Origin of the sequence: Sulfitobacter sp. BSw21498, assembly GCF_006064855.1 — a bacterium.
Classification (GTDB): domain Bacteria; phylum Pseudomonadota; class Alphaproteobacteria; order Rhodobacterales; family Rhodobacteraceae; genus Sulfitobacter.
Window position 1 is genome coordinate 369,706 of the sequence record NZ_CP040753.1, and the last position, 25,828, is coordinate 395,533.

24 protein-coding genes are annotated in these 25,828 nt (G+C 58.3%); 17 read left to right on the forward strand and 7 right to left on the reverse strand.

Annotated elements, in window-relative coordinates; all coding sequences use genetic code 11:
• The first annotated feature begins 76 nt into the window (after positions 1-76).
• The gene (locus E5180_RS01945; RefSeq protein WP_138922914.1) at positions 77-592 is read left to right on the forward strand and encodes a DUF992 domain-containing protein; all 516 of its coding nucleotides are present in this window, start codon (positions 77-79) and stop codon (positions 590-592) included.
• A 66-nt stretch (positions 593-658) separates the two neighbouring features.
• Here E5180_RS01945 and acs read toward each other — a convergent pair whose 3' ends face one another.
• Complete coding sequence (gene acs, locus E5180_RS01950; protein ID WP_138922915.1) at positions 659-2,614, reverse strand: acetate--CoA ligase; 1,956 nt, start codon at positions 2,612-2,614, stop codon at positions 659-661.
• A 381-nt stretch (positions 2,615-2,995) separates the two neighbouring features.
• Here acs and dctP point away from each other — a divergent pair, with 381 nt between their 5' ends.
• The 3 genes from dctP to E5180_RS01965 all read left to right on the forward strand — a co-directional run bounded on the left by dctP (position 2,996) and on the right by E5180_RS01965 (position 6,126).
• Positions 2,996-4,012 carry a TRAP transporter substrate-binding protein DctP gene (dctP, locus tag E5180_RS01955; protein ID WP_138922916.1) on the forward strand — a complete coding sequence of 339 codons (1,017 nt, stop codon included), beginning with the start codon at positions 2,996-2,998 and terminating at the stop codon, positions 4,010-4,012.
• A gap of 81 nt (positions 4,013-4,093) precedes the next feature.
• Positions 4,094-4,723: a TRAP transporter small permease subunit gene (locus E5180_RS01960; protein ID WP_138922917.1), complete on the forward strand. Its 630-nt coding sequence runs from the start codon at positions 4,094-4,096 to the stop codon at positions 4,721-4,723.
• Between the two features lie 2 nt (positions 4,724-4,725).
• On the forward strand, positions 4,726-6,126 hold the full coding sequence (locus tag E5180_RS01965) for a TRAP transporter large permease (RefSeq protein ID WP_138922918.1): 1,401 nt from the start codon (positions 4,726-4,728) through the stop codon (positions 6,124-6,126).
• Here E5180_RS01965 and E5180_RS01970 read toward each other — a convergent pair.
• Complete coding sequence (locus tag E5180_RS01970) at positions 6,112-7,215, reverse strand: AI-2E family transporter (protein ID WP_138922919.1); 1,104 nt, start codon at positions 7,213-7,215, stop codon at positions 6,112-6,114. The genes E5180_RS01965 and E5180_RS01970 overlap by 15 nt on opposite strands.
• 259 nt (positions 7,216-7,474) lie before the next feature.
• Here E5180_RS01970 and E5180_RS01975 point away from each other — a divergent pair, with 259 nt between their 5' ends.
• The gene (locus tag E5180_RS01975) at positions 7,475-8,467 is read left to right on the forward strand and encodes a FecCD family ABC transporter permease (RefSeq protein ID WP_138925087.1); all 993 of its coding nucleotides are present in this window, start codon (positions 7,475-7,477) and stop codon (positions 8,465-8,467) included.
• Positions 8,464-9,222: an ABC transporter ATP-binding protein gene (locus E5180_RS01980; protein WP_138922920.1), complete on the forward strand. Its 759-nt coding sequence runs from the start codon at positions 8,464-8,466 to the stop codon at positions 9,220-9,222. The genes E5180_RS01975 and E5180_RS01980 overlap by 4 nt, the downstream gene beginning before the upstream one ends.
• On the opposite strand, the gene E5180_RS01985 is transcribed toward E5180_RS01980, so the two are convergent.
• Positions 9,219-9,740, reverse strand: a complete 522-nt coding sequence (locus E5180_RS01985; protein ID WP_254700511.1) for a peptidoglycan-binding domain-containing protein — start codon at positions 9,738-9,740, stop codon at positions 9,219-9,221. The two genes, E5180_RS01980 and E5180_RS01985, sit on opposite strands and share 4 nt — an antisense overlap.
• Positions 9,741-9,972: 232 nt before the next feature.
• On the opposite strand from E5180_RS01985, the gene E5180_RS01990 reads away from it, so the two are divergent.
• Entirely contained in the window at positions 9,973-10,296 is a 324-nt protein-coding gene (locus E5180_RS01990; protein ID WP_005854231.1) for a 2Fe-2S iron-sulfur cluster-binding protein, read from the forward strand.
• The gene (locus E5180_RS01995; protein WP_254700512.1) at positions 10,293-11,048 is read left to right on the forward strand and encodes an FG-GAP repeat domain-containing protein; all 756 of its coding nucleotides are present in this window, start codon (positions 10,293-10,295) and stop codon (positions 11,046-11,048) included. The genes E5180_RS01990 and E5180_RS01995 overlap by 4 nt, the downstream gene beginning before the upstream one ends.
• 89 nt (positions 11,049-11,137) lie before the next feature.
• Here the strand turns inward: E5180_RS01995 and purD are convergent, their stop codons facing one another.
• Positions 11,138-12,403: a phosphoribosylamine--glycine ligase gene (gene purD / locus E5180_RS02000; protein WP_138922921.1), complete on the reverse strand. Its 1,266-nt coding sequence runs from the start codon at positions 12,401-12,403 to the stop codon at positions 11,138-11,140.
• A gap of 84 nt (positions 12,404-12,487) precedes the next feature.
• Between purD and xseA the strand changes: the two genes are divergently transcribed.
• Positions 12,488-14,023, forward strand: coding sequence for an exodeoxyribonuclease VII large subunit (gene xseA, locus E5180_RS02005; RefSeq protein ID WP_138922922.1), 1,536 nt, complete (start codon positions 12,488-12,490; stop codon positions 14,021-14,023).
• Positions 14,024-14,027: 4 nt separating this feature from the next.
• Here xseA and E5180_RS02010 read toward each other — a convergent pair whose 3' ends face one another.
• Entirely contained in the window at positions 14,028-14,423 is a 396-nt protein-coding gene (locus E5180_RS02010) for a hypothetical protein (RefSeq protein WP_138922923.1), read from the reverse strand.
• Positions 14,424-14,455: 32 nt separating this feature from the next.
• On the reverse strand, positions 14,456-15,469 hold the full coding sequence (locus E5180_RS02015) for an alkane 1-monooxygenase (RefSeq protein ID WP_138922924.1): 1,014 nt from the start codon (positions 15,467-15,469) through the stop codon (positions 14,456-14,458).
• Between the two features lie 169 nt (positions 15,470-15,638).
• Here E5180_RS02015 and E5180_RS02020 point away from each other — a divergent pair, with 169 nt between their 5' ends.
• Positions 15,639-17,351 (forward strand): NAD(P)H-dependent oxidoreductase subunit E, encoded by a 1,713-nt coding sequence (locus E5180_RS02020; RefSeq protein WP_138922925.1) that lies wholly within the window; start codon positions 15,639-15,641, stop codon positions 17,349-17,351.
• Positions 17,352-17,397: 46 nt separating this feature from the next.
• On the opposite strand, the gene E5180_RS02025 is transcribed toward E5180_RS02020, so the two are convergent.
• Entirely contained in the window at positions 17,398-18,282 is an 885-nt protein-coding gene (locus E5180_RS02025; RefSeq protein WP_138922926.1) for a lytic transglycosylase domain-containing protein, read from the reverse strand.
• Positions 18,283-18,393: 111 nt separating this feature from the next.
• Between E5180_RS02025 and ftsY the strand changes: the two genes are divergently transcribed.
• The 7 genes from ftsY (at position 18,394) to E5180_RS02060 (ending at position 25,800) form a co-directional block, all read left to right on the forward strand.
• Positions 18,394-19,590, forward strand: coding sequence for a signal recognition particle-docking protein FtsY (gene ftsY, locus E5180_RS02030; protein WP_138922927.1), 1,197 nt, complete (start codon positions 18,394-18,396; stop codon positions 19,588-19,590).
• Between the two features lie 22 nt (positions 19,591-19,612).
• Entirely contained in the window at positions 19,613-20,515 is a 903-nt protein-coding gene (locus E5180_RS02035) for a DMT family transporter (protein ID WP_138922928.1), read from the forward strand.
• Between the two features lie 12 nt (positions 20,516-20,527).
• Positions 20,528-21,133, forward strand: coding sequence for an inner membrane-spanning protein YciB (locus tag E5180_RS02040; protein ID WP_093732489.1), 606 nt, complete (start codon positions 20,528-20,530; stop codon positions 21,131-21,133).
• Positions 21,134-21,408: 275 nt separating this feature from the next.
• The gene (locus E5180_RS02045) at positions 21,409-22,593 is read left to right on the forward strand and encodes an aminotransferase class V-fold PLP-dependent enzyme (protein WP_138922929.1); all 1,185 of its coding nucleotides are present in this window, start codon (positions 21,409-21,411) and stop codon (positions 22,591-22,593) included.
• 93 nt (positions 22,594-22,686) lie between these two features.
• Complete coding sequence (gene folE2 / locus E5180_RS02050) at positions 22,687-23,775, forward strand: GTP cyclohydrolase FolE2 (RefSeq protein WP_138922930.1); 1,089 nt, start codon at positions 22,687-22,689, stop codon at positions 23,773-23,775.
• A gap of 226 nt (positions 23,776-24,001) precedes the next feature.
• Positions 24,002-24,238, forward strand: a complete 237-nt coding sequence (locus tag E5180_RS02055) for a hypothetical protein (protein ID WP_138922931.1) — start codon at positions 24,002-24,004, stop codon at positions 24,236-24,238.
• A gap of 113 nt (positions 24,239-24,351) precedes the next feature.
• Positions 24,352-25,800: a TrkH family potassium uptake protein gene (locus E5180_RS02060; protein WP_171048964.1), complete on the forward strand. Its 1,449-nt coding sequence runs from the start codon at positions 24,352-24,354 to the stop codon at positions 25,798-25,800.
• Positions 25,801-25,828 lie beyond the last annotated feature (28 nt).

Sequence of the window (25,828 nt, forward strand, 5' to 3'; positions counted from 1 at the left end):
CATCCACCGCCAACGGGCACCCGAATGCCGACGCTCACGACTGATACAGGCGGTTTTCCCGCCGGAAGGATAGATTATGACACTGAATCGTTTTGCACCCCTCAAGCTGACTGTAGCCGCACTTGTAACCGGCGCTGCGTTGTCCACGCCTGCCTTGGCAGATGACGGCGAGACTGTGGACCACACTGAAGTCGGCTCGCTGAGCTGTGATGTCGGTGATGGCACGGGCTTTATCTTCGGTTCTACCCGTGAACTGACCTGTACCTTCAACCCCGTGCAGGAAGGTCTGGCAGACGAGACATATGTCGGCGATATCAAGCGTTATGGCATCGATATCGGCAAGACACAGAACGGCCAAATGTCTTGGCTTGTTCTGGCACCGACTGAGTCCGAATATTACGAGGGTGGTCTAACCGGCGATTATCAGGGCATATCGGCAGAAGCGACCTTTGGCGTCGGACTTGGGGCCAATGTGATGGTCGGTGGTTCTGAAGATACACTGGCGTTGCAGCCGATTAGCTTGAACACCCAAAATGGTGTGAACTTTGCTATCGGTGTGGGTGAAATCACCTTGCAACGTGTCGAAGGCTAAATTCGATATCTAGGTAATTTAAGACATAAGGGGCACCGCGTGGTGCCCCTTTTTCGTTGTCGCTCCCTAGCGGTTCATTCTGTTTGCGATCAAATCGTCGACGACTTCTGGTTCTGCAAGGGTCGAGGTGTCGCCAAGCGCGCCATAGTCGTTTTCTGCAATCTTGCGCAGGATACGCCGCATGATTTTACCCGAGCGTGTTTTGGGCAGCCCGGGGGCCCACTGGATCAGGTCTGGCGATGCAATCGGCCCAATCTCGGTGCGGACCCAGTTGCGCAATTCGGTTCGCAGCTCGTCGCTCGGGCTTTCGCCGCTCATCAGGGATACGTAGCAATAAATGCCCTGACCCTTGATATCATGTGGAAAGCCGACAACCGCGGCCTCGGCTACCTTCGGATGTGCGACAAGGGCGCTTTCCACCTCTGCCGTCCCCATACGGTGGCCAGACACGTTGATCACATCATCCACGCGGCCGGTGATCCAATAGTCGCCGTCCGCGTCGCGCCGACACCCATCGCCGGTGAAGTAATAGCCTTTGTAGTCGCTGAAATAGGTCTGCTCGAACCGTTCATGATCGCCCCAAATTGTGCGCATCTGGCCGGGCCAGCTGTCGGCAATACACAAAACACCCTCGACATCATTCCCGTCAATCTCGGCACCCGTTGTCGGGTCAAGTACGACCGGTTTGATACCAAAGAACGGCTTCATCGCGGCGCCGGGCTTGGTTGCATGTGCCCCCGGTAGCGGGGTCATAAGGTGACCCCCGGTTTCGGTCTGCCACCACGTATCGACGATGGGGCAATTCCCTTTGCCAACCACATCATTGTACCAGTTCCAGGCTTCGGGATTGATCGGTTCACCTACGGTGCCCAACAGCTTCAGGCTGCTCAGGTCGCATCCATCTACGAATGCGCGGCCTTTGCCCATCAACGCACGAATGGCGGTCGGCGCAGTGTAAAATTGATTGACCTTGTGCTTTTCGCAGATCTGCCAGAACCGGCTGGCGTCGGGGTAGGTGGGGACGCCTTCAAACATCAATGTGGTCGCCCCGTTGGCAAGTGGGCCATAGACGATATAGCTATGACCCGTCACCCAACCCACATCCGCGGTACACCAATAGACGTCACCGTCGTGGTAATCAAAGGTCACCTCGTGGGTTAGTGCAGCATAGACCAGATAGCCGCCCGTGGTATGCACAACCCCCTTGGGCTGGCCGGTCGAGCCGGAGGTGTAGAGGATGAACAACGGGTCTTCTGCGTTCATCGCTTCTGGCGCGCAACTGTCTGACGCCTCTTTGGCCAGTGCAGTATAATCCACATCTCGCGTGTCGTTCCACGCAACATCGCCGCCGGTCCGACGCACCACCAGACATTTGACCGAAGCGTCGCAGGACGCCAGCGCCTTGTCGGCGTTGGCTTTCAGCGGGGTAGCCTTGCCACCGCGCGGCGCAAAATCTGCGGTGATGACGACCTTTGCGTCCGAACCTTGCACCCGTGCTGCCAACGCATCAGGAGAGAACCCGGCAAACACGATTGAGTGGATCGCACCAATGCGCGCGCAGGCCAGCATGGCATAGGCGGCCTCGGGGATCATCGGCATATAGATGATTACACGGTCGCCTTTACCTACGCCCATGTCGCGCAGGATATTCGCCATTTTGCACGTCTGGCTGTGCAGGGCGCGATAGCTGATATGCTGCGCCTCTTCTTTAGGGCTGTCGGGTTCCCAGATGATCGCGGTCTGATCGCCGCGCGTTTCAAGGTGGCGGTCGATACAGTTGGCGCTGACGTTCAGCGCGCCATCGGCGAACCAATTGATCTTGACCTGCCCAAAAGTGAAATCGACGTCTTTGACCTTGGTGAACGGTGTCATCCAGTCAACGCGTTGCGCCTGTTCTTTCCAGAACCCCTCGGGGTCCGAGATAGAGGTATCATACATCGCATCATATTTGGCGGCGTTCACATGGGCCGCGTCGGCGATTTTGTCGGACGGCGGATAGGTTTGTGTTGCGACGTTGGACATGGTTCCTCCCTCAGAACTCTGTTCGTTTGCTGCCGTACAGACGCTTGCGCGCGGCGGCTCTCCCTCGGCAGATCATAACGCGAAGTGAAAAGAAGGAAATAAGCATATGTAAACACGCGGTTTGTCTGTAAATATTTTTCCGCATTCCGCACAAATCAGTAAATTTCACCGCTCGCGATGCAAAATCCCTAGCAAACTTCGCCGATTGCCTGTCAACGGGTGCGCATTACGTACAGGGCGTGCTTCCAAATGGCCTGAAATCCTCGCCGAAGGCTCCTGCAACCGCGGCTGCGACCTGTCTTGGGGGGTTGGCAGCCCGCCCCCCTGAAGGTAGTATTTCGCCCAAGCGGGCCACCAACAGTCCGCATAAGGGAGATAACAATGAATAATCTACTAAACGGCGCAGCTGTCTGCGCCCTGACTTTTGCTTTTGCCTCGCAAGCAGCCGCAACGGAATGGAGTGCCTCCGTCTGGGGTAAGCGTCGCGCCTTTACAGAGCACGTTGAAAAGATCGCCGAGCTTGTCTCGGAAAAGACAGACGGCGAATTCACCATTAATGTAAGCTATGGCGGTCTGTCCAAGAACTCTGACAACCTTGATGGTATTTCGATCGGCGCCTTCGAGATGGCTCAATTCTGCGCGGGCTACCATGCGGATAAGAACCGCGCGATCACCGTGCTAGAGCTGCCATTCCTCGGTGTTCAGAACCTCGAAGAAGAAGTCGCTGTTTCCCGTGCCGTTTATGCGCACCCCGCCGTGGCCAAGGAAATGGCGCAGTGGAATGCCAGAATGCTGATGACCTCGCCGATGCCACAGTACAACCTTGTGGGCACGGGCGAAGCGCGCGACACGCTGGAATCGTTCGAAGGCATGCGCGTACGTGCGACAGGCGGTTTGGGCAAAGCCTTTGAAGCCGTTGGCGGTGTTCCGACCTCCGTTACCTCTTCCGAAGCGTATAACGCGATGGAATCTGGTGTTGTCGATACAGTGGCTTTCGCACAGCACGCACACCTCAGCTTTGGCACGATCAACAAGGCTGACTGGTGGACGGCGAACCTGAACCCCGGCACTGTGAACTGCCCTGTTGTGGTCAACATCGACGCCTATGATGCCCTGTCGGACGCAGAAAAAGAAGCGCTGGACGGTTCCGTTGACGAGGCGCTGGATCACTATCTGGCGAACTACGGCGAGCTGCTGGGCCGCTGGGATACCGTGCTGGAAGAAAAAGGCGTGGAAAAAGTTATGTTCTCGCCCGAAGTGCTGGCCGAGTTCAAAGCCAAAGCTGCCGACCCTGCACGTGAAGCCTGGATCAAAGACATGGAAGCCCAAGGCATCCCTGGCCAAGAGCTGTACGATCTGGTTATCAAAACACTCGAAGAAAAACGCGCGTCTAACTAAGCCGCACGGTGAAGAGGGCCTGTTTTTCAGGCCCTCTTTGTTTCCAATACCTCCCTCCCACTCATTTGAAAGGAAAGCATCATGGCCGGTTCCTCCGCCGTGCTCGAAGACGGCAGTCTGCTCAGCCGTATCGACAAAGGGCTGTTACGCCTTGAAACCGTGTTTGCCCTTGTCTCCGGAATTGCCGTCTTCATGCTGATGGTGCTTGCAGTCTGGTCCGTCGGCGGGCGTAAGTTCTTTGCCTCGCCGCTTCCCGGCTATGTCGACTGGATTGAATTCGCCATGCCACTGATCGCGATCATGGGCATTTCCTATACCCAGCGGAACGGGGGCCATGTGCGCATGGATATCCTGATCGGCCAGCTTAAAGGCCGCGCATTATGGGCCGCGGAGACGTTCTCGGTTCTGTTGATCTTTATCCTGATGATCGCGCTCATCTGGGGATCGTGGGCGCATTTCCAGCGCAGCTTTGATTTTTCCGCCCCCATGTGGAGCCGCGATAGCTCTATCGACATCGGGCTGCCGATCTGGCCTGCGAAACTGATCGTGCCGATGGCGTTCTCGGTTCTGGCTTTGCGGTTGTTGCTGCAAATCTGGGGATATGGACGCGCATTCGTACTGGGGTTGGAAAGCCCCGTTGCCGTACCTTTGGTACAATCCGCAGCCGAACAGGCCATGGCGGAAGCTGAACATCTAGACGGGCGGGACTGATAATGGACCCTATTGAAATTGGCCTTTGGGTCTCGGGCGGGCTGCTGCTTATGGTGGTGCTCGGTATGCGTGTGGCGTTTGCCGCAGCGATGGCAGGCTTGATTGGCCTGATCTGGATCTTTTGGGCTAAAAAAGGGATGCAGTGGTCTGAACTGGACTGGGCGCTGACCGTTGCGATCAAAACCGCGGGGCAGGTGCCTCACTCCAAAGTGTCTAGCCAGACGCTGAGCCTGATCCCGACCTTCATCTTGATCGGGTTTCTGGCCTATTATGCCGGTTTGACCCGCGCCCTTTTCGAAGCGGCAAAGCGCTGGATCGCTTGGCTGCCAGGTGGGCTTGCTGTTTCTACCGTCTTTGCGACGGCGGGTTTTGCGGCCGTCTCTGGTGCGTCCGTCGCAACCGCGGCTGTGTTCGCGCGCATTGCGATCCCGGAAATGCTGGCGATCGGCTATAACAAGAAATTCGCCGCGGGCGTTGTCGCGGCAGGGGGCACATTGGCGTCGCTGATCCCGCCGTCTGCGATCCTCGTTATCTATGCGATCATCGTTGAACAAGACGTTGGCAAACTGCTTTTGGCAGGTTTTATCCCCGGTGCATTTTCGGCCATCGTCTATGCGATCCTGATCGTTGGCATCGCCTCCATCTGGAAAAACGTCGGTCCTCCTGTCACCGGTTTTACGTGGAAACAGCGTTTCGCCTCGCTTCCTGCAGCCATGCCGATCTTTGCGGTAGTGATCATCATCATCTTCTTCGTCTATAACCCGTTCGGCGACGCGTGGGGTACCCCGACCGAAGGTGGGGCTGTGGGTGCGTTCATCGTGTTCCTGATGGCTCTGTATCGTGGCATGCGGTGGGCAGAGTTGAAAGACGCTTTGCTTGAGACTGCCAAGCTGACCGTGATGATCTTTACCATCATCTGGGGCGTGCTGATCTATGTACGTTTCTTGGGCTTTGCCGATCTGCCCGGCGCGTTTGCCGACTGGATTTCAGGGCTTGAGGCGTCGCCGGTCCTGATCCTCGTGTGCATCCTGTTGGCCTATGCAGTCTTGGGTATGTTCATGGATGCTATCGGCATGCTGTTGCTCACGCTTCCGGTTGTCTATCCCGCGGTGATGGCGCTCAATGGCGGAGAGTTCGTCTCTGCTGCGGATAGTGCCTTTGGCATGTCGGGTCCGATGTGTGCGATCTGGTTCGGGATTTTGGTGGTGAAGATGGCAGAGTTCTGTCTGATCACGCCGCCCATTGGCTTGAACTGTTTCGTCGTCGCCGGTGTGCGCCCTGATCTAAGCGTTCAGGACGTGTTCAAAGGTGTAACGCCGTTCTTCATCGCAGATGCTGTGACGATCGCGTTACTCGTGGCGTTCCCGTCTATCGTGCTTTGGCTGCCATCACTCGCTGGCTGACATCACTGCTTGATCCCTCATATCATCGGGTTTGACCTGCTCTGCGGACAGGAAGCTCCCGATGGTATGAAGCGGTTCAAAGTTCTCGCAGACCACTTTGAACACCACAAGAAAGGGCACCGCGACCAACGCGCCGGGGATGCCCCATAACCACCCCCAGAAAACCACAGTAAGGAACACGGCCACCGTGTTCATCTCAAGCCGGCGGCCTACCAGCCATGGGGTGATGATCTGACCTTCAAGCAGGGTCAGGGTCAAATAGCCGATCGGGGCGAGCATCGCATAACCGACGGTATCAAACGTCACAAGCGAGAAGCCAGCAACCAGCAAGACACCCGCGAACCCGCCAATATAGGGCAGGAAGTTCAACATGAACGCCGCAATGCCCCAGATATAAGCGGACGGCAGACCTAAGATCGTCAGGTAGGTGCCGACGAGGACCCCCAAGACCGCGTTGATTGTAGCAATGGTAAGCAAATAGCGAGACACCCGCTTTTCCACTGCATAAACTGTATGCAACGCGCGTTTCTTTTCCGTTAACGTCGGCATGGACTGTACAAGTTTTAGGTAAAAGAGCTCTCCGGACCCCAAAAGGAACAGCGCCAGAATAAGGATCACAGCCAGCGAAGCGCCGGTCTTGCTTACGGTATCCATCGCAGTATCAAGCAGACCAGGTTGGCGCACGACCACCTCTTGCGGCGCGGTAGCGGTGTTGGAGTCTGTTCCCAGTTTCTGAACTTCTTCGGATGCAGAGCGCATCGTTTCAACAGCATTGCTGACTCCGCTGAGCTTTATCTGAATTTCGCGACCCATTTGCGGGATTTCATCGCTCCAGATTGCGACGGTACCAGCCGATAAGAGGACCACGGCCGCAATCACCAGCGTTGTCGCGGTCACCAGTAGAAATGCTGACACCGGATGTGGCACACCGACGCGATTTAGGGCACGCCCGACGGGCGATAGGGTCAGGGCAAGTAAAAATCCCAAAACAATAGGAAGTATCAGATCCTTAGCAAAATAGGCTGTAACGAAAAGAGAAATCAAAACTATCAGCTGAAGCGAGCGCCGAATTGAAGGCAAATGTTCCAAGTAAAGCTCCAGACGCTAATGTATTTAAAGGCTAACGCACAAGGCGGCGGAAAAGTTCACGTGCTGCAAAGTTTAAGTTATACCCCACCGCCGAACGCCCCTCGCGGCGCGCCTGAAAATGTGGTGAAATCGAACGGGGTTGAACAAGCAAGAGCATGAGACCAAGGAAAATTATGAGCAGGTCTATTCACCCGACGTTAATTCTTAATGGTTATGCACAGGGGTATATTGCGTGCTGGCCCCTTTTGGGGCGCGGCTGATGGGGCGATCAGCTATCTTGGCGCTTGGTCTAATCGGGCTGGTGCTCGGGCTGTTTGTCGTATCTCTGCTGATAGGCCCGTCGACGGCATCGGTGGGCGATAGCATGAACGCACTGATATCGGGTCAGGGCGGCCCCTTGGCCATCGTCATGCGCGAAATCAGGCTTCCTCGTGCGCTTTTAGGGGTGTTGATCGGCGGTGCCTTGGGGCTTTCCGGTGCAGCGATGCAGGGCTACCTGCGTAATCCGTTGGCCGACCCGGGATTGATCGGCGTGTCGGGGTCGGCGGCTTTGGGCGCTGTGTTGGCGATTCAGACGGGGCTGGCGGCAATTGCCGCTTTGGCGCTGCCCGCGATGGCGCTTGGCGGTGCTTTATTGGGTGTACTGCTGGTATTACTACTGGCGGGCCCGCGGGGCACGTCACTGGCGCTGATCCTAGCTGGTATCGCGATATCCGCTTTTGCCGCAGCCTTGACGTCGTTGGTGTTGAACCTGTCGCCAAACCCTTATGCGGCGAATGAGATCGTGTTTTGGATGATGGGGTCGTTGGCGGACCGGTCGATGACCCACGTCTGGATTGCGCTGCCCTTCCTGCTGGGGGGCGGCCTTCTGCTGGGGTCTCTTGGGCGCGGGCTGGATGCGCTAACCTTAGGTGAAGATGCGGCAGAAGCGATGGGGATCAACCTTTTAAGGCTACGGCTGACTGTGATCCTTGGCACGGCGGCGGTCGTGGGCGCCTCTACCGCCGTTGCGGGAGCGATTGGATTTGTCGGGCTGGTCATGCCGCATCTACTGCGCGGATTTGTCGGTGCACGACCCGGGGCTTTGCTGTGGGCTGCGACGCTTGGGGGCGCGGCGATGATCCTCGCCTCCGATATTCTGGTCCGACTTGTGGTGCCGGACCGCGACCTCAAGCTCGGCGTTGTGACTGCATTGGTCGGCGCGCCGTTGTTCCTCCATCTTATATACCGCACGCGGAAGGAGGGGGTATGACATTGCTTTCATTGCAAAACCTATCGGTCAGGAGGGGGCATAAGACGGTTTTATCCGGAGTTGACCTGACGCTCGGCGAAGGCGAGGTGGTGGGGTTGGTTGGCCCTAACGGCGCAGGCAAGACGACATTGATGCGCGCTGCATTGGGACTTATCCCCGCCGACGGGCAAAGCTCGCTCGCGGGGCTTTCCGCCCGGAAGCGGGGGCAGGCGGTCGCGTGGATGCCTCAATCGCGCGAAATTGCATGGCCGGTGACAGTCGAAACCGTCATCCGTTTGGGTCGCACACCCCATTTACGTGCGGGGCAAAAGCAGCGGCCAGAAGATCAGGCAGCGGTTGACCGCGCGATAGAGCAGATGGGCTTGGACCGGTTTCGTGATCGCCCCGCGACGCAGCTATCTGGCGGTGAACAAGCGCGGGTGCTGATCGCCCGTAGCCTTGCCCAAGAGGCCCCGCTGCTGATCGCGGATGAACCGACCGCGGGACTTGACCCGGCCCATCAAATTGCCGCAATGCGCAGCTTTACCCAAGCAGCAGCACAGGGGCGTGGTGTGTTGGTTTCGCTTCACGATCTAGGGCTGGCCGCACGGCATTGCACAAGGTTGGTCGTGCTGCACAACGGGAAAATCGCCGCGGATGGGCTGCCCCAAGACACGCTGACCCCGAGCACCGTAAAAACCGTCTTCGGCATTACAGCCTATAGCGAGATCACCGACAAAGGTTTTGTTTTTCAGGCGCTTGATCTGGCTTCTTAGCCTTCGGTCTTCGTGTCGACGCCGGGGATATACACGGCAATCACGCCCAAGGACCGCGCTGTCGCCAGCGCCAGCACGGGGCTGTCGGGGCCTGCGGTGCTCACTTGATACGCCCGCATCGCGCTGCGGGTCGCGTCATCTAGTTGCGATGAAATGGCCCCGCCATAGAACCCCCGCGCCTCTAGCGCGCGTTGCAGCGTGGCGATCACGTCAGGCGTAAGTGCGCTGGTGCAGGGGGTTTCGAACCAGTTGTCCACCCGCGGGCTGACAATCTTTTGGCGCGTTTCCGTGCGGTAGATCGGCAGTGACTGGATTTCACCGGTGGAACTGATTTGCGCCGGCTGTACTTGTACCTGTTCCGTCACGGTCTCGATCACGGCTGGTGAAACGGTCCGACCCCAACAGCTGCCCGGTGCCGCCCCTGCAGGGCCGTTCGTCGTCGCCTCGCGGACGCCGGGTTCGGGCAGGTCTGATTCCTCGGGGGGGGCACCACAGGCGCTTAGCGTTGCAAGAACCATGAATATGCAGGCAAATTGAACTAAATGTGATCGTCGAAAATACTGCACAGCCGGGCCTTGCGGGTCATAGGGTCCGCCGCAGGCTAGCGGGTTTTCGCAGCAATGCCTAGCTGATAGGCCGACCGCGATCTGAATAATGCGGCAATGCCGTAGTTGGGAAAAAAAGGGGGCTGGCGAAGCCGCGAGCTGCTGGGTACACATGTCGAAATTCTAAAATCGAAGGGGCAGTCAGATGGCCAAGATCACTTATGTAGAACACAATGGCACCGAACATGTCGTCGATGTGGCCAATGGCCTGACCGTCATGGAAGGGGCCCGCGACAACAATATCCCCGGGATCGAAGCCGACTGCGGCGGTGCATGCGCCTGTTCCACGTGCCATGTCTATGTGGACCCCGATTGGGTCGAAAAAGTCCCTGCGAAGGATGACATGGAAGAAGACATGCTCGACTTTGCGTTCGAGCCTGACCCCGCCACGTCGCGCCTGACCTGCCAGATCAAGGTGACCGACGCCTTGGACGGCTTGCGCGTCAAAATGCCCGAAAAGCAGATATGATGCAGATGTTGGCGCGATACACCCTGTCGCGCCTTCTGCCCATTCTGGTGGCGGGTTCCATCAGCGCGGTTCCTGTGTTTGCCGACGTGATAGCCCGCGCCAGTTTCGGCGACCCGACGACACGGTATGATCACGGTGTTTTGGGTGACGCGGTGGAATGGGGCAGCCTCACGTTCGTACTGACTGACGGCACCACACGGCGTGTCATCCTGCCACAATCTCTTGTATTCGAAGACACATCGCCTCGTCTTGCTGATCTAGACGGCGACGGCAGTCCCGAAGTTATCGTGGTCGAAAGCAGCCAAACCCAAGGCGCGCGGCTGGCGGTCTATGACGCATCGGGACGGGTTGCACACACACCCCATATCGGGCGCAAGAACCGGTGGTTGGCCCCAATCGGCGCGGCGGATTTTACTGGCAACGGACGGCTGGAGATTGCAATCGTCGTTACCCCGCATTTGTCAGGCTCCGTGCAACTGCTTTCCTACGAGAACAGCAGACTTAGCGTCATTGCGACGGCCGAGGGCTATACAAACCACCGCATAGGCGACGCAGAAATCGCAGGGGGGATCCGCACCTGTGGTCCGCAGCCCGAGTTGATCCTTGCCCAAATGCCATGGCACCGCGCATCGTCCGCACAGATGGTAGCCTTGCACCTAAATGGCACAGCACTCAGCCCGCATAGTTTTAGCGCACCCTTTACGGCTAAAAATGTGGCAGCCGCCCAAGCCTGCGCGCTTAACCCACGTTAGGCACAGATCAGTTTCCAAATGGTTAAAAATCCTGGGGGTCCGGGGGCTAGCCCCCGGTTAAGCCAGCGAGATGCGTAACAAGCCCGCTCTCAGGACAACGCGCGCCAGCCAATATCACGGCGATAGAACCCGCCCGGCCAGTCGATCGCCTCGACCATTTCATAGGCACGCGCTTGGGCCTCGGCCAAGGTGTCGCCCCGTGCCGTGACATTCAGAACCCGCCCGCCGACAGCCGTAATGACACCGTCTTGCGTGGCTGTGCCGGCGTGAAACACCATGTTGCGGCTGTCTTCGGGTAGAGCATCCAGCCCTTTGATAACGCTGCCTTTATCATAAATTCCGGGATAGCCTCGGGCGGCCATGACAATGGTGACGGCGTGATCGTCGGCCCAGTTCACGCGTGCCTCGTTCAGGCGGCCTTCGGCGGCGGCGTGCATTAGATCAAAGGCCTGCGCACCTAGGCGCATCATCAGTACCTGACATTCTGGGTCGCCGAAGCGGGCGTTATATTCTACCAATCTCGGTGCACCATCCTTGATCATCAACCCCGCGTACAACACCCCTTGGTAGGGTGTCCCACGCCTGGCCATTTCGGCCATTGTGGGGCGGATAATTTCCGCTAGAGCGCGTTCGGCGATCTCGTCGGTCAAAACGGGTGCTGGGGAGTAGGCACCCATACCGCCCGTGTTCGGCCCAGTATCGCCGTCGCCCACACGTTTGTGATCTTGCGCAGTGCCGATGGGCAGCACGGTGTCGCCGTCGCACAGCACGAAAAACGACGCTTCTTCGCCGTCCATGAACTCCTCGATCACCACCTCGGCTCCCGCGTCGCCAAATGTGCCGTCAAACATTGTATCGACTGCGGCAAGGGCTTCGTCATCGGTTTCGGCGATGATGACGCCTTTGCCCGCTGCAAGCCCATCGGCCTTTATCACAATCGGGGCAGGGTGGTCGGCCAAATAGGCCCGCGCCGAAGCCGCGTCGGTAAAGTGGCCATAGGCTGCGGTGGGGGCGTTTGCCGCGTCGCAGATCTCTTTTGTGAAGGCTTTGGAGGCTTCCAGCGTCGCGGCTGCTTTCGACGGTCCAAAGACCAGCACGCCTGCAGCACGCAGATCATCGCCCACACCTGCGGCAAGAGGGGCTTCTGGCCCGATAATGACGAAATCAATGTTGTTTTCATCGACAAAACCGACCACTGCCGCGCCGTCGTTGATGTCGAAAGTGGCGCAGTCTGCGATGGCGGCGATCCCGGCATTTCCCGGTGCTACGATCAGCTTGTCGCATTTAGGGTTTTGCAATACGGCCCAGGCTAGACTGTGTTCGCGCCCGCCGCTGCCCAGAATGAGGATGTTCATGGTTGCACTCCCTTGGCCTTGGTTGCTGCGCGTTCTAAGCTGGGACTGAGCCCGACACAAGATAAAGACGGAAAGACACCGCTGATGGATCTGATCGACGACCCGCGCGAGGGGGAGAACAGCCCCGAATTCACCGTAACCGAGCTTTCGGGTGCGATTAAACGCGTGATCGAGGGCGAATTTGGCCATGTGCGGATTCGCGGTGAGGTGGGCCGCGTCAGCCGCCCGCGGTCGGGGCATATCTATCTGGACCTCAAAGATGACAGTTCGGTTATTTCCGGCGTGATCTGGAAAGGGGTTTCGGCCCGCCTTGAGACCCAGCCCGAAGAGGGCATGGAGGTGATCGCAACAGGCCGCATCACCACGTTCGGCGGGCAGTCGAAGTACCAGATTGTGATCGAGGATATTAAACCGGCGGGCATGGGCGCGCTGATGGCATTGCTGGAAAAACGCAAGGCAGCGCTGGCGGCAGAGGGGCTGTTTGCCCCTGAACGCAAACGCCCGCTACCCTATCTTCCAGAGGTGATCGGGGTGGTAACGTCGCCCTCGGGTGCGGTGATCCGCGACATTTTACACCGTCTGCGCGACCGGTTTCCGCGCAAGGTGTTGATCTGGCCCGTGGCCGTACAAGGGGCGAAATGCGCCCCCGAGGTCGCCCGCGCCATTGAGGGTTTCAACGCGCTAACCCCAGGCGGGGCGTTGCCGCGTCCCGACCTCTTGATCGTGGCGCGTGGGGGCGGCTCGGTCGAGGATCTATGGGGTTTCAACGAAGAGATCGTCGCGCGGGCGGCTGCTGCGTCGGATATCCCGCTGATCTCTGCGGTCGGGCATGAAACTGATACAACGCTGATCGACTTTGTCTCTGACATGCGGGCGCCGACGCCCACGGCTGCGGCCGAGCTGGCCGTGCCCGTGCGGCACGAGCTTGTCGCCTTGCTGGACGGGCAAGAGGCGCGGATGACCCAAGCGCTGAGCCAGGGTCTTTCTCGTCGCGATCAGCGTCTGCGCGACATGGCGCGCGCGTTGCCGCGCCCTGACAGTCTGCTTGATGGCCCGCGTCAGCGGCTGGATATGCGCGGCGCACGTTTGGGGCCCGCGCTGACCGCCGGCGTTCAAAAACGCAAAGTGCATTTATCTGATATCTCCGGCGCGCTGCGTCCAGCGACCCTGAGGCGTACCCTTCAGGCAGAGCAACGCAGGCTGGCCGCCCTGACCGAACGCTTCCGCCCCGAGGCCTTGGGGCGTGAGCAAAAGCGCCGTCTTGAGGGATTGGTCGCCCGCTTTCGCCCCGATGCGCTGGTACAGGACCGAAAGAGAAAAGAGGAAGCCTTTCAATCACTTGCTCAGCGAATTTCAGATGCGGGGCAGCGCCAGACCCAAGGGTGGCACAAGCAGCTGGCCGGCCTTGACCGTGTGCACGAAACGTTAAGTTATAAGTCCACCCTTGCACGTGGTTATGCCGTGGTACGGGGCGACGGCGGTGTTGTGACCACCAAACAAGCGGCACAGGATGCGTCAGCGCTTGAGATCGAATTTGTCGATGGCACCATGAAAATCGGCGGTGGTGCCGCACCCAAAAAGGCAACCAAGAAACCGCCAGAGCAAGGCAGCCTGTTTTAAGGGATCAAACCCCCACCTTTGGCCCGAAACAGGTAAAATCCTGCCCGCTATTTTGCGCCTCGTATAATTCGGTTGTGGCGGGATCTTCTTCAAACTGCGCGATCAGGCCAGCTGCCCCTTCGCGAAAACGCCAGCACTGTGGCGTGGGACGTTCGTCATAGGTAAAGCAAATCTTGCCGTCATCTTCGTACCAGCTACCGGATTTGCATTCTCCATCCAGAAATGACCATTCGACGCGGCGGTTGCGTAGATACCGCTCCGCGCCATAGGTCTCTCCGTTCTGCGCATAAAACAGAGTTTTGCCGCGGGTATAGGTATCAAACTCATCCGCTGACATCGTCGACTGCGCGGCCAGAGGGGTGGCGGATGCTAGGGCAAGTATCAGTGCAAATTGCTTCATTGCTGCAGCGTGCCAGAAACCCTGCGCGTTATCTAGTCTTGATCGCTTAGGGGCAGCCAGCGGGCCACGCGGCGGTCCATCACCCGACGCCAAAGCGGTGGTACAAGGGCTAGAACGGCCATCACCGGCAGGGATCGCGGAAGCATAGGCATGGTGCCCGGTATCAGGTCGAGTGCCGGGAAAGCGCGCAAGGGCCGCATATGGTGGTCGGAATGGCGCGGCGCGTTCAACATCATCGCCGAGGAATACCATGCGGGCGCATTCCAGCTGTGCTGCGGTCCCACGGGTTCGGTTTTGCCATCCTCTTTGACGGTGCGACGCAGGCCATAGTGCTGCACATAGTCAGACAGCAGCAGTTGCAGCTGGGCGTAGGCCGCTACGGCCAGCATCGCGACGACCCCGCGCCAGCCGGCCAGCGCAAGGCTGGCGGCGAGCGTAAATATCGCCCCCAAGATATATACGACATAAGGGTGTGTCAGCACATGCCGCTTGCCGCGCCGTTGGCGGCTATCGGCATGTAAGCCGGCCATGAACTCCCCGCGCAGTGCACGCAGGGCATAGGCATAGAATCCTTCGCTCAATCTGGCCGAATTGGGATCGCTGTCCGTTGCTACATGGATGTGATGTACGCGCAGATGGGCAGAGACGTGATGCCCATGCAGCAAGCTGCAATAGATCGCGGTGCCGATCCGTCTGGGCCATTTCGTCGAGGCGTGGATCAGTTCATGCGCGTTGGAGTTCGAGATCTGGCCGAAGAACAGACCAAGCCCGATATAGATCAGTACCTTGTCCGTCGTACTCAAAATGGGGCTGTCCGCCAGCGCCCAAACGCCAAGCGGTAAAAGGATGAAATGCACCGCTGCAAGCATTAGGCTGAGCGCGCGACCTGTATGGGCCAGCGTTGGCAGTCTGCGCGACAGCCGGTCGAGGAAGAACACCACCACAGTGATCGAAAACACGGCGAATAGCGGCCAGGGACCACCCCGCAGACAGGCGACGATCAAAAGTATCGCTGGGGTCAGGCTGGCGATGCTATACCAGAACATAGGGCGGCTCCGCTAAGGTATGTGTTTCATATACGTGAAACCGCGCGTGAAAAAGAGCATCCGGCGCCGCACCCACCGCGTAAAGCGCAGCGGATTGGTCGCTTTTTACCTGCGCAAGCCGCTACGGCTTTGGTAGCGTGACGTCAAAGCGATACGAGAGGGCAGATCGATGGCGTTGGATGATCACGATACGGCGGATGCAAACGCGCCGCGAAAAGGCGTCTGGAAATCCGGTAAGGGGAAGGGGCGCAGCCACCCCAAGGGGCGTCAGTTGCAGGATGGCCCATGGGAAGACGTCCGCGCCTTGCTGGAGGACAAGCCCCGTCGTGCAGACCTGCTGATTGAATATTTGCATCTTATTCAAGATAAATACGGGCATCTTTCTGCCGCGCATTTGCGGGCTTTGGCCGAAGAAATGCGCATGAGCATGGCGGAAGTTTACGAAGTCGCAACTTTTTATGCCCACTTTGACGTGGTGAAGGAGGGGGAAACACCACCGCCCGCGCTCACCATACGGGTCTGCGATTCGCTATCATGCGAACTCGCCGGGGCGCAGGCGCTGAAGGCCGCGCTAGAGGATGGGTTGGATGCGTCAGCGGTACGTGTCGTACGCGCGCCTTGTATGGGGCGTTGCGATACCGCGCCGGCGCTCGAGATCGGGCATAACTTTGTCGATCACGCGACGTTGGACAAGGTGAAACAGGTTATCGTGGCAGGCGATACCCATGTGCATGTGCCTGACTACGAAGGCTTTGACGCTTATACCGCCGGCGGGGGGTATGACACGCTCAAGAAACTGCATCGTGATGGCGATTGGGAGGCAGTCCAAGAAAGCCTGTTGGGGGCCGGTTTGCGCGGGCTTGGTGGTGCCGGTTTCCCATCCGGTAAGAAATGGGGTTTTGTCCGTGACAACGCTGGACCACGCTACTTGGCCGTCAACGGCGACGAAGGCGAGCCGGGCACATTCAAAGACCGCTGGTATCTGGAACGGGTACCGCATCTGTTCCTCGAAGGGATGCTGATCGCCGCCTGGGCCGTCGAGGCAGAAAAAGTGTTCTTATACATGCGGGACGAATATCCGCAGGTGCTTGCGCTGCTTCGCAGGGAAATTACGGCGCTGGAGGATGCTGGGATTGTCGCTGCGGGATATATCGACCTGCGGCGTGGCGCGGGGGCTTATATCTGCGGTGAAGAATCCGCCATGATCGAAAGCATCGAAGGCAAGCGCGGGCTGCCGCGTCATCGTCCGCCCTATGTGGCGCAAGTGGGCATTTTCGGTCGCCCGACATTGGTGCACAATGTCGAAACACTGCATTGGGTGGCACGTATTTGTCGCGAAGGGCCCCAGGTGCTGAACAGCACGGAAAAGAATGGGCGCAAGGGGCTGCGCAGCTATTCAGTGTCGGGCCGCGTGGCAAAACCTGGTATGTATGAACTGCCCGCTGGCTCAACCATCACGGATGTGATCGAAGCTGCCGGTGGCATGGCCGACGGGCATCGGTTCAAGGCCTACCAGCCGGGCGGCCCGTCATCGGGGCTGCTTCCCGCCTCTATGAATGACATCCCACTCGACTTTGATACGTTGCAGCCGCATGGGTCGTTCATTGGGTCCGCCTCAGTCGTGGTGCTGTCGGACCGTGACAGTGCAAAAGGTGCTGCGTTGAACATGCTGCGCTTTTTCGAGGATGAAAGCTGCGGTCAATGCACGCCCTGTCGCGTTGGCTGCGAAAAAGCGGTGAAGCTAATGCAGGCAGATCGATGGGATAAGCCGCTGCTTGAGGAATTGTCGACCGCCATGGTCGACGCGTCCATCTGCGGTCTGGGGCAGGCCGCGCCGAACCCGATCCGCATGGTTATCAAACACTTTCCCGACGAGGTTTGACCACGCAACACGGCGGCCCGCTTGACCTCGCCAGCCAAGCAGGCCGCTAGTTCTGTACCACCAGACAGCTGCATCCCGTGGTCCGCATCCTGTCACACAGGCGCTGGGCACCGGTGCGTGTGTCGCTGCCATATTGCCCGAAAAAGAACCCCTTTCGGCGCGAGACGCGGTTTTTCTTGAATATAAAGTCCAGTCGCTTCCCATTGATCGCGCTGCGGCAACTTGCGGTTTGGGCGTTGGCCTTATCGCGCGCACGCGCTTTGCTGGTCCCGAACGACACCTGAACCCCCCAGGGTTTGATCACCGGAGCAGGGGGCGTGACCCTAAGCGCGGTGACGCGGCGGTTACGTGCCATCTCGTAGCAGGCAGGCAAGAAGGGTTGGGTTTTGGACAATCGGAAATCAGGTGCCTTGGGAGGGCTGTCGCGCCATTGCTCTGCTGTGAGGCCGGTGATGATCGGGACGTAGGCGATGGTTTCGGGCGCAAGCCCCCTGCCTTCCAGAAACCCTTCGGCGCGTCGTTCGCCGCCGTTATAGCCGATCGCAGCCAGACCTTCGTTGCCGTATTTCTGTTTCATTTCAGCGAGATATTGTGCCGAATGCTCTAGCGCATCGGCGGGGTTATACGGGTCTTTCAGCCCCCGCAGCGCCGCGGTTGAAGGGATGAATTGCGCGATCCCACGCGCGTTGGCGTGGCTCAGCGCGTTTTGATCAAACCGACTTTCCTGCCAGATTAACCGCGCAAAAAAACCGCTGTCCAGCTCATGCCGATCCGAAAAAACCTTGATCGCGTTGCAGGTGTCATAAACAAAATGCGCAGGCCGGATGCAGTGGGCGTGGCCCCATTTGGTGCTGGAACAGTACCGCCGATCCGGTTCGGCCTGCGCCGTTCCCGCCAACACTATCACACAGAGCATCCATAAAAATCGCATAGGGACTTGGTGTGCGACATGCTCTGCGCTGTCAATTGCTGTTGTCGCCCTTCCATCCTGTCTATTGAGCCTATAGATCATGGAAAACGCCTGACAATTCGGAGAGCGCGCTTGGCCTTTTTTCAAAAGCTGAAATCCAAAATGTTCAAATCCTCGTCCAAGATTGACGAGGGGCTTGAGGCGATTGTCGAAGACGGCGGGGCCACGGATACGCCCGAAACAATCGACGAAGTTCCTGTGGATCAGGTGATGGACGCCCCCGAAGCCGCTGCCGAGGCCCTGCCCGAAGCGGTGGTTGATGAACCTGCACCATTGCCAGCGGATGAGGGCGACCGCCCCGCACCGGTCCCTTTGCGCGAAACCATCGCCCCCGCTGGCCCCGATCTGGAGCCAGCGCCACAACAGCCGGCACCGGCAAAGCCGGGCCTGATGGGCCGGTTGATGGGTCGCAGTGCCGCAGCCCCCGTGGTGCGGCGCGTGTTGGACGACGAAATGCTGGAGCAGCTGGAAGAGCTGCTGATTTCGACCGACATGGGTGTGGATACCGCGTTGCGCGTCACCGCGAACATGGCCGAGGGTCGGTTCGGCAAGCGGCTTTCTGTCGATGAAATCAAACGCTTGCTGGCGACAGAGGTCGCACGGATCATGGACCCGATCGCGAAACCTTTGCCGATTTATGCCAATACGCCGCAGGTCGTGCTGGTGGTGGGCGTAAACGGTTCGGGCAAAACGACCACAATTGGCAAGCTCGCGAGTCAGTTCAAGGCTGCAGGCAAGAACGTGGTCATCGCAGCGGGCGATACGTTTCGGGCCGCCGCGGTCGAACAGTTGCAGGTCTGGGGTGAACGCGCCGATGTGCCTGTGCTGACGGCGGCGCAGGGCTCCGATCCGGCAAGTCTTGCGTTTGATGCGATGACACAGGCCGAACGTGACGGGGCGGACCTGCTGCTGATCGATACGGCCGGGCGGCTGCAAAATCGTGGCGACCTGATGGAGGAACTGGCCAAGATCGTGCGCGTGATCCGCAAGAAAGACCCAAGCGCGCCGCATAACACCCTGTTGGTGTTGGACGCGACGACGGGACAGAATGCCTTGAACCAAGTCAAGGTTTTCCAAGAGATTTCAGATGTTTCCGGTCTGGTCATGACCAAGCTTGACGGCACCGCTAAGGGCGGCGTTCTGGTGGCACTTGCAGATAAGTTCGGGTTGCCGATCCACGCGATTGGTGTTGGCGAGCAGATCGATGACCTGCAGCCTTTTGATCCACAAGAATTTGCAGATGCCTTGTTGGGGTTGGACCCGCAGTGACGCACCATAAAGGGTCGGCAAAATGACCGAATGGATTACCCAGATCGAAGGCACCGAAGCGGGGCACCAAGCGGCGCTTTGGTTGGCGTTGGCCGCGGCGCTTTTGCATGCGGTGTTTGGCGCATTGCAAAAAGGGCGGCATGACCCGTGGCTGACCCGCGGCGCGATCGACTTTTCCTATTGCCTGATGGCGGCGCCTTTCGCGCTTTTTGTCGTGCCATGGCCCGAGCCGCACATGTGGGCCATTTTTGCCGGCGCATGGGCAATTCACATTGTTTACAAGCTGTTGCAGGCTTGGGCCTATACCAAAGGGGCTTATACTGTCGTCTATCCGGTGGTGCGCGGGACGGGGCCTTTGTTCACGGTCATTGGTGCCTATCTGATTTTCGAAGAGAGCTTTACCGGCGTACAGTGGTTGGGGGTTGGCGTGCTCGTCGCGGGGATCTTTGGGCTGGCGCTTTACAACTTTGTGTACCTCGTGTCCGAACGCGATACGCTGAATGCCGCCTTGGGGCTTGCTGTACTAACAGGGCTGTTTGTCGCGCTGTACACGACCTTTGACGCATACGGCATCCGCGCGACAGGGGATCCGTTTACCTTTCTGGCGTGGTTTTTCATGATCGACGGTCTGGTGATGCCCGTGATCGCCTCCCGACGCTGGCTGCGCATGGAAGACCGTCCCGACCTTGGCCCGCTGATGACCCGCGGCGTCGCGGGGGGCTTTGTCGCGTTCTTCAGCTTTGGGTCGATCATGCTGGCAACGCGTTTGGACAAAGTGGGCGAGGCCGCAGTCCTGCGCGAAACGTCGACCGTGTTTGCGGCGCTGATCGGCTGGTTGGTGCTGAAAGAAACCGTAGGCCCGCGCCGCATTGCCCTAATGGCGCTGATCGCGCTTGGGGCGGTGATCGTGGAAATGGGCGGATAACTGGAGAGCAAGATGAGCACGACACGCGAGATTAACCCCTTTGTCAAATCGGCGCTTGAATACGGGCCGGTGCTGATATTCTTTGTCGCCTATCTGCGGTTCAAGGACGAGACGTTCACCCTTTGGGGGACCGACTACAGCGGCTTTATTGTTGTCACGGCGGCCTTTGTACCGCTGTTGATCCTGGCGACGGGGGCGCTTTGGGCGCTGACGGGCAAGATCAGCCGGATGCAGGTCACCACAGTCATTCTGGTGACGCTGTTTGGCGGGCTCTCGGTCTGGCTGAACGACGAACGGTTCTTCAAGATGAAACCTACTGCGATCTACCTTCTGTTCGCGGTGCTGCTGGCGATCGGCTTGGCGCGCGGGCAATCGTATTTGAAATACGTGATGGAAGAGATGATGCCCCTGAACGACGCGGGCTGGATGATCCTGACCAAACGGCTGATGCTCTGTTTCTTTGGTCTGGCGCTCGCGAACGAGCTGATCTGGCGTTTCACCAGCACCGAGACATGGGTTTATTTCAAAACCTTCGGGCTGACGGCAGCGGTGTTTGTGTTTTTCATGACGCAAGGGCGGTTGTTTCAGACCTACGGTCTGGAGAAGGACGAAAGTTGAAAAAGGGGCCAGCCCCCGCTGCCCCAAATGGGGCAGCACCCCCGGGATTTTTTGCCATTTGGAAGGCGGCTGGCAAGGCATCCTGCTGTTGTAGTTGACGAGAGCGGGCGAGGGGCGTAGCAGATGATATGTGGCGATTTGATACCGGATTGCGGGCCACGGGCAGCGAAATCTGCCAAATTCCGCTAAAAGGTCAGGATGAAAGCCCCCTTTCGCTTGACCGCGTCTGGGGTTTTTTTACGCCTGCTGCGCAGCAGGTCAGGAAGGATAAAAGCATGAGCGACAATTGGAAACCACGGACCAAGGCTGTGCACAGTGGCACGCGCCGCAGCCAGTATAACGAAGTCTCTGAGGCAGTGTTCCTGACCCAGGGGTTCGTCTATGAGAGCGCCGAACAGGCCGAGGCGCGGTTCCAGTCGCTGGGTGACGACGAATTCATCTATGCACGCTACGGCAACCCGACCGTGCGCATGTTCGAAGACCGTATTTCCGACCTGTTGGGATATGAGGATTGTTTCGCTTGTACCTCTGGCATGGCCGCAGTCAGCGGCGCGCTAACGTCGCTTTTGAAGGCAGGCGATCATGTGGTGGCTGCGCGCGCGCTGTTTGGGTCGTGCCTGTATGTGCTTGAGGATATCTTGGCGCGTTTCGGGGTCGAGGTCACCTTGATTGACGGAACGGATAATGCTGCATGGGATGCCGCTATCCGCCCTGACACGACCATGGTTTTCTTCGAGAGCATTTCGAACCCCACGTTGGAAGTCGTCGATATGCGCCATGTGGTGAAGGCGGCGCATGCCGTGGGCGCGCTGGTGCTGGTGGATGACGCGATGGCGACGCCGGTGTTTTCCTATGCCAAGGAATGTGGCGCGGATATCGCGATCATCTCGACCACGAAACATGTGGACGGGCAGGGACGTATGCTGGGCGGCGCAATCTGCGGGCCCAAAGAGCTGATCCGCGGCCCCGTCGAAGCCTATATGAAGCATACCGGTGGCGCGATGAATCCGTTCACCGCCTGGACACATCTTAAGGCGCTTGAAACAATCGACCTGCGGGTGCGGGCCCAAGCCGACGCCGCCTGGAAGATCGCTGACGCGTTGAACGGGCACCCCAAGCTCAGCGCGGTGCGCTATCCAACCCACGCCAGCCATCCGCAGCACGCGCTGGCTATGTCTCATGCGCCTTCGGCGGGTACCGTTTTTGCGGTAGAGGTCAAAGGTGGCAAGGAGGCGTGTTTTGCCTTTCTTAACGCGCTCGAGATCATCACCATCTCGAATAATTTTGCCGATGCGAAATCCATTGCAACCCATCCGGCGACGACAACGCACCAACGTTTGCCAGACGACCAGAAAGCAACCCTCGGGATCACACCGGGTCTTGTGCGCTTGTCAGCCGGGCTCGAGGATGTGGATGATCTGATCGCCGACATCCATCAGGCATTGGACACATTGAAGTGATGCAGCAGGGGCTTTACCCGTTCCGCTGGACGGAACATTGGTAAAGCCCCCGTTTTCGCTTATATAGGGGATATCTTGCGAAAGGGCCCTGCCATGAATATCGCCGCGACAGTGATACCGGACCGTGATGACGCGGTTGCAGCACTTGATACGTTGCGGGCCTGGGCGCGCAAGGCCGATGCGATCGAGATAGAAGCGCTGGATCCGTCGCTCGCTAAATTGTTGCAGAACGTCGAAAGCTATCCGCAGTTCAACCGTGACTATCCCAGTGATTTTGCGGTCGGCGATAATTATAAAGCGACGTTGCCGGATTTGCAGAACGGCCCGTCCAGCCTGATCCGCGGTGCGAAACAGCAAATCCAGCATGTTGGGATTTCGAATTTTCGCCTGCCAATGCGATTCCATACACGTGACGGCGGCGATCTGACACTCGAGACCTCGGTCACCGGATCGGTCAGTCTGGAGGCGGATAAAAAGGGCATCAACATGTCCCGCATTATGCGCAGTTTCTACAAGCACGCGGATGAGGTGTTCAGCTTCGAGGTGATGGAAGCCGCGCTGGACGACTATAAATCCGACCTCGAGAGCTATGACGCGCGTATCCAAATGCGGTTCTCCTTTCCGGTAAAGATCGGAAGCCTGCGGTCCGGTCTTTCGGGATATCAGTATTACGACATCGCGCTGGAACTGGTCGAGGCAGGCGGCGCGCGCAAGAAGATCATTCACCTGGATTACGTCTATTCCTCGACCTGCCCGTGTTCGCTGGAACTGTCCGAACATGCGCGTGCCACGCGGGGGCAGTTGGCCACGCCGCATTCGCAACGGTCGGTCGCGCGTATTTCCGTTGAAGTGAATTGCGATGAAACCTGCCTGTGGTTCGAAGACCTGATCGACCTCGCGCGCCGTGCTGTTCCGACAGAGACGCAAGTGATGGTGAAACGTGAGGATGAACAGGCCTTTGCCGAGCTGAATGCCGCCAATCCGATTTTTGTCGAAGACGCGGCGCGGCTGTTTTGTGAACAGCTACAGGCTGAACCTCGGGTGGGCGATTTTCGCGTCGTGGCCAGCCATCAAGAAAGCCTGCACAGTCATGACGCGATTTCGATGCTCACGCAGGGGGAAACCTTTGCCGCACAGAGCATCGACCCAAAACTGTTCAGCACGCTGTTCCACGTCGGCTGAGCACGTGCCCCCTTTGCGGGGGTGGCGTCCAGAATTTTCACATTGCGCGGTTTATACGCAGGCCCTCGGGGTGTTTGCTTGAAACATGGGCGCAGCTATGCTGCGATGCGGCATGTTCGGGATGCTGCTATGCAGAAACGTCGGTTCTCATCCCCCACTGCTTCGCTATATTGAGAGGTAGAACAAGGTAACCGGCAGAAATGCCAAGGTAAATCGAGAGTTTAGTATGGCTTATAACAACACAATTTCGCACAGCAACGTCCCAACCATCAAAGCGCCTTTCGCCGTCATCGGCGGATTTTTCGCAGCGATCTGGACGGGCTTGGTTAATATGGGCGCAAACTCGGGCCGGATGCGTCAGGTGACGTTCCTGCAGTCCAGAACGGACGAAGAGCTGTCGGCAATGGGCATCAAGCGTGACGAAATCGTGCACCATGTCTTCCGCGATACATTCTACGTCTGAACGTCTTTCAGTTTGATTTTGAACGGCCCGAGTGTGTCTTGCTCGGGTCGTTTTGCGTTTTACGATAGGGCGTGTCCTTGACACCGACGCGCCACCGCGCCAACGCTGCGCGGATGTTGGATTTGCGCCCTGTTGGATACGTCATCGGCCTGTTGGTGTCGGTGCTTGGCATTGCGATGATCGTGCCGATGTTGGTCGATATTGCCGAAGGGCGCGGCCACTGGCCCGTGTTCGTAGAGGCGGGTCTGATCACGATGCTGGGCGGCAGTATGATCGCGCTGGCCTGCGCCAATGGCGTCAAGGAAGGGCTGACCATCCAGCAGACCTTTTTGCTGACCACAGCCGTCTGGTTGATGCTGCCGCTGTTCGGCGCACTGCCGTTTATGCTGGGCGCGACCGAAGCACGTTTCGTCGATGCTGTGTTCGAGGCCATGTCGGGCATGACCACCACCGGATCGACGGTATTTACCGGATTGGATGATCTGCCCAAAGGGTTGCTGCTGTGGCGTGCAATTCTGCAGTGGCTTGGTGGTATTGGTATCATTGTTGTTGCGATGGTTTTCCTGCCCGAGCTGCGGGTTGGCGGTATGCAGATCTTCAAATCCGAAGCCTTTGACACCTTTGGAAAAATTCTGCCACGCGCCGGTCAGATCGCCAGCCAGATTTCGGTCATCTATGTATGGCTTACTTTTGCCTGTGCCCTGACGTATTTAACCTTGGGGATGAACGTCTTTGACGCCACGGTTCATGCGCTTACAACCGTGTCCACGGGCGGGTTTTCGAACTATGACGCGTCTTTTGGGACATTCGCTGGCAATGCGGAATACGCGGCGTCGATCTTCATGGTGCTCGCGGCGTTACCGTTCGTGCGCTATGTGCAATTGTTGAACGGCAACCCGCTGGCGCTCCACCGTGATCCGCAGGTGCGGGGGTTCTTGATGACGATTGCTGTCTTGGTCGGGCTGATCTTCATCTCGATCCAGTCTGTGTTTCCGCAGCACTGGGAGCAATCCCTGCGCGAAGCATTGTTCAACATCACTTCCATCATTTCGGGTACAGGGTTTGCGTCGGTCGATTATATGACCTGGGGCCCGTTTCCCGTTGCGCTGTTCTTTTTCACCGGCCTGATCGGCGGCTGCGCGGGGTCGACGGCCTGTTCGATCAAGATCTTCCGATATCAGTTGTTGTTCGCGTCAATCCGCGCCCAGTTGCAGCGCATCCGCTCGCCCCACGGCATCTTTACCCCGCGCTATGATGGCCGTCCTATCAGTGGCGATGTCATGATTTCGGTCATGTCTTTCTTTATGTTCTTCACGCTGACGCTGGGGCTGGTTGCCGTGGCGCTGAGCATGACCGGACTGGATTTTGTGACCTCGGTATCGGGGGCGGGGGCCGCGTTGGGCAACATCGGGCCGGGTCTGGGCAAGATCATCGGCCCTGCTGGCAATTTTAGCACGCTAAACGATACGGCCAAGTGGATCCTGACGGCTGCGATGCTGGTCGGACGGCTGGAACTTATGGCGGTCTACGTTATTCTGACATTCAAATTTTGGAGAGCATAATGAGCGATACACAAACCCGTCCCTTGGG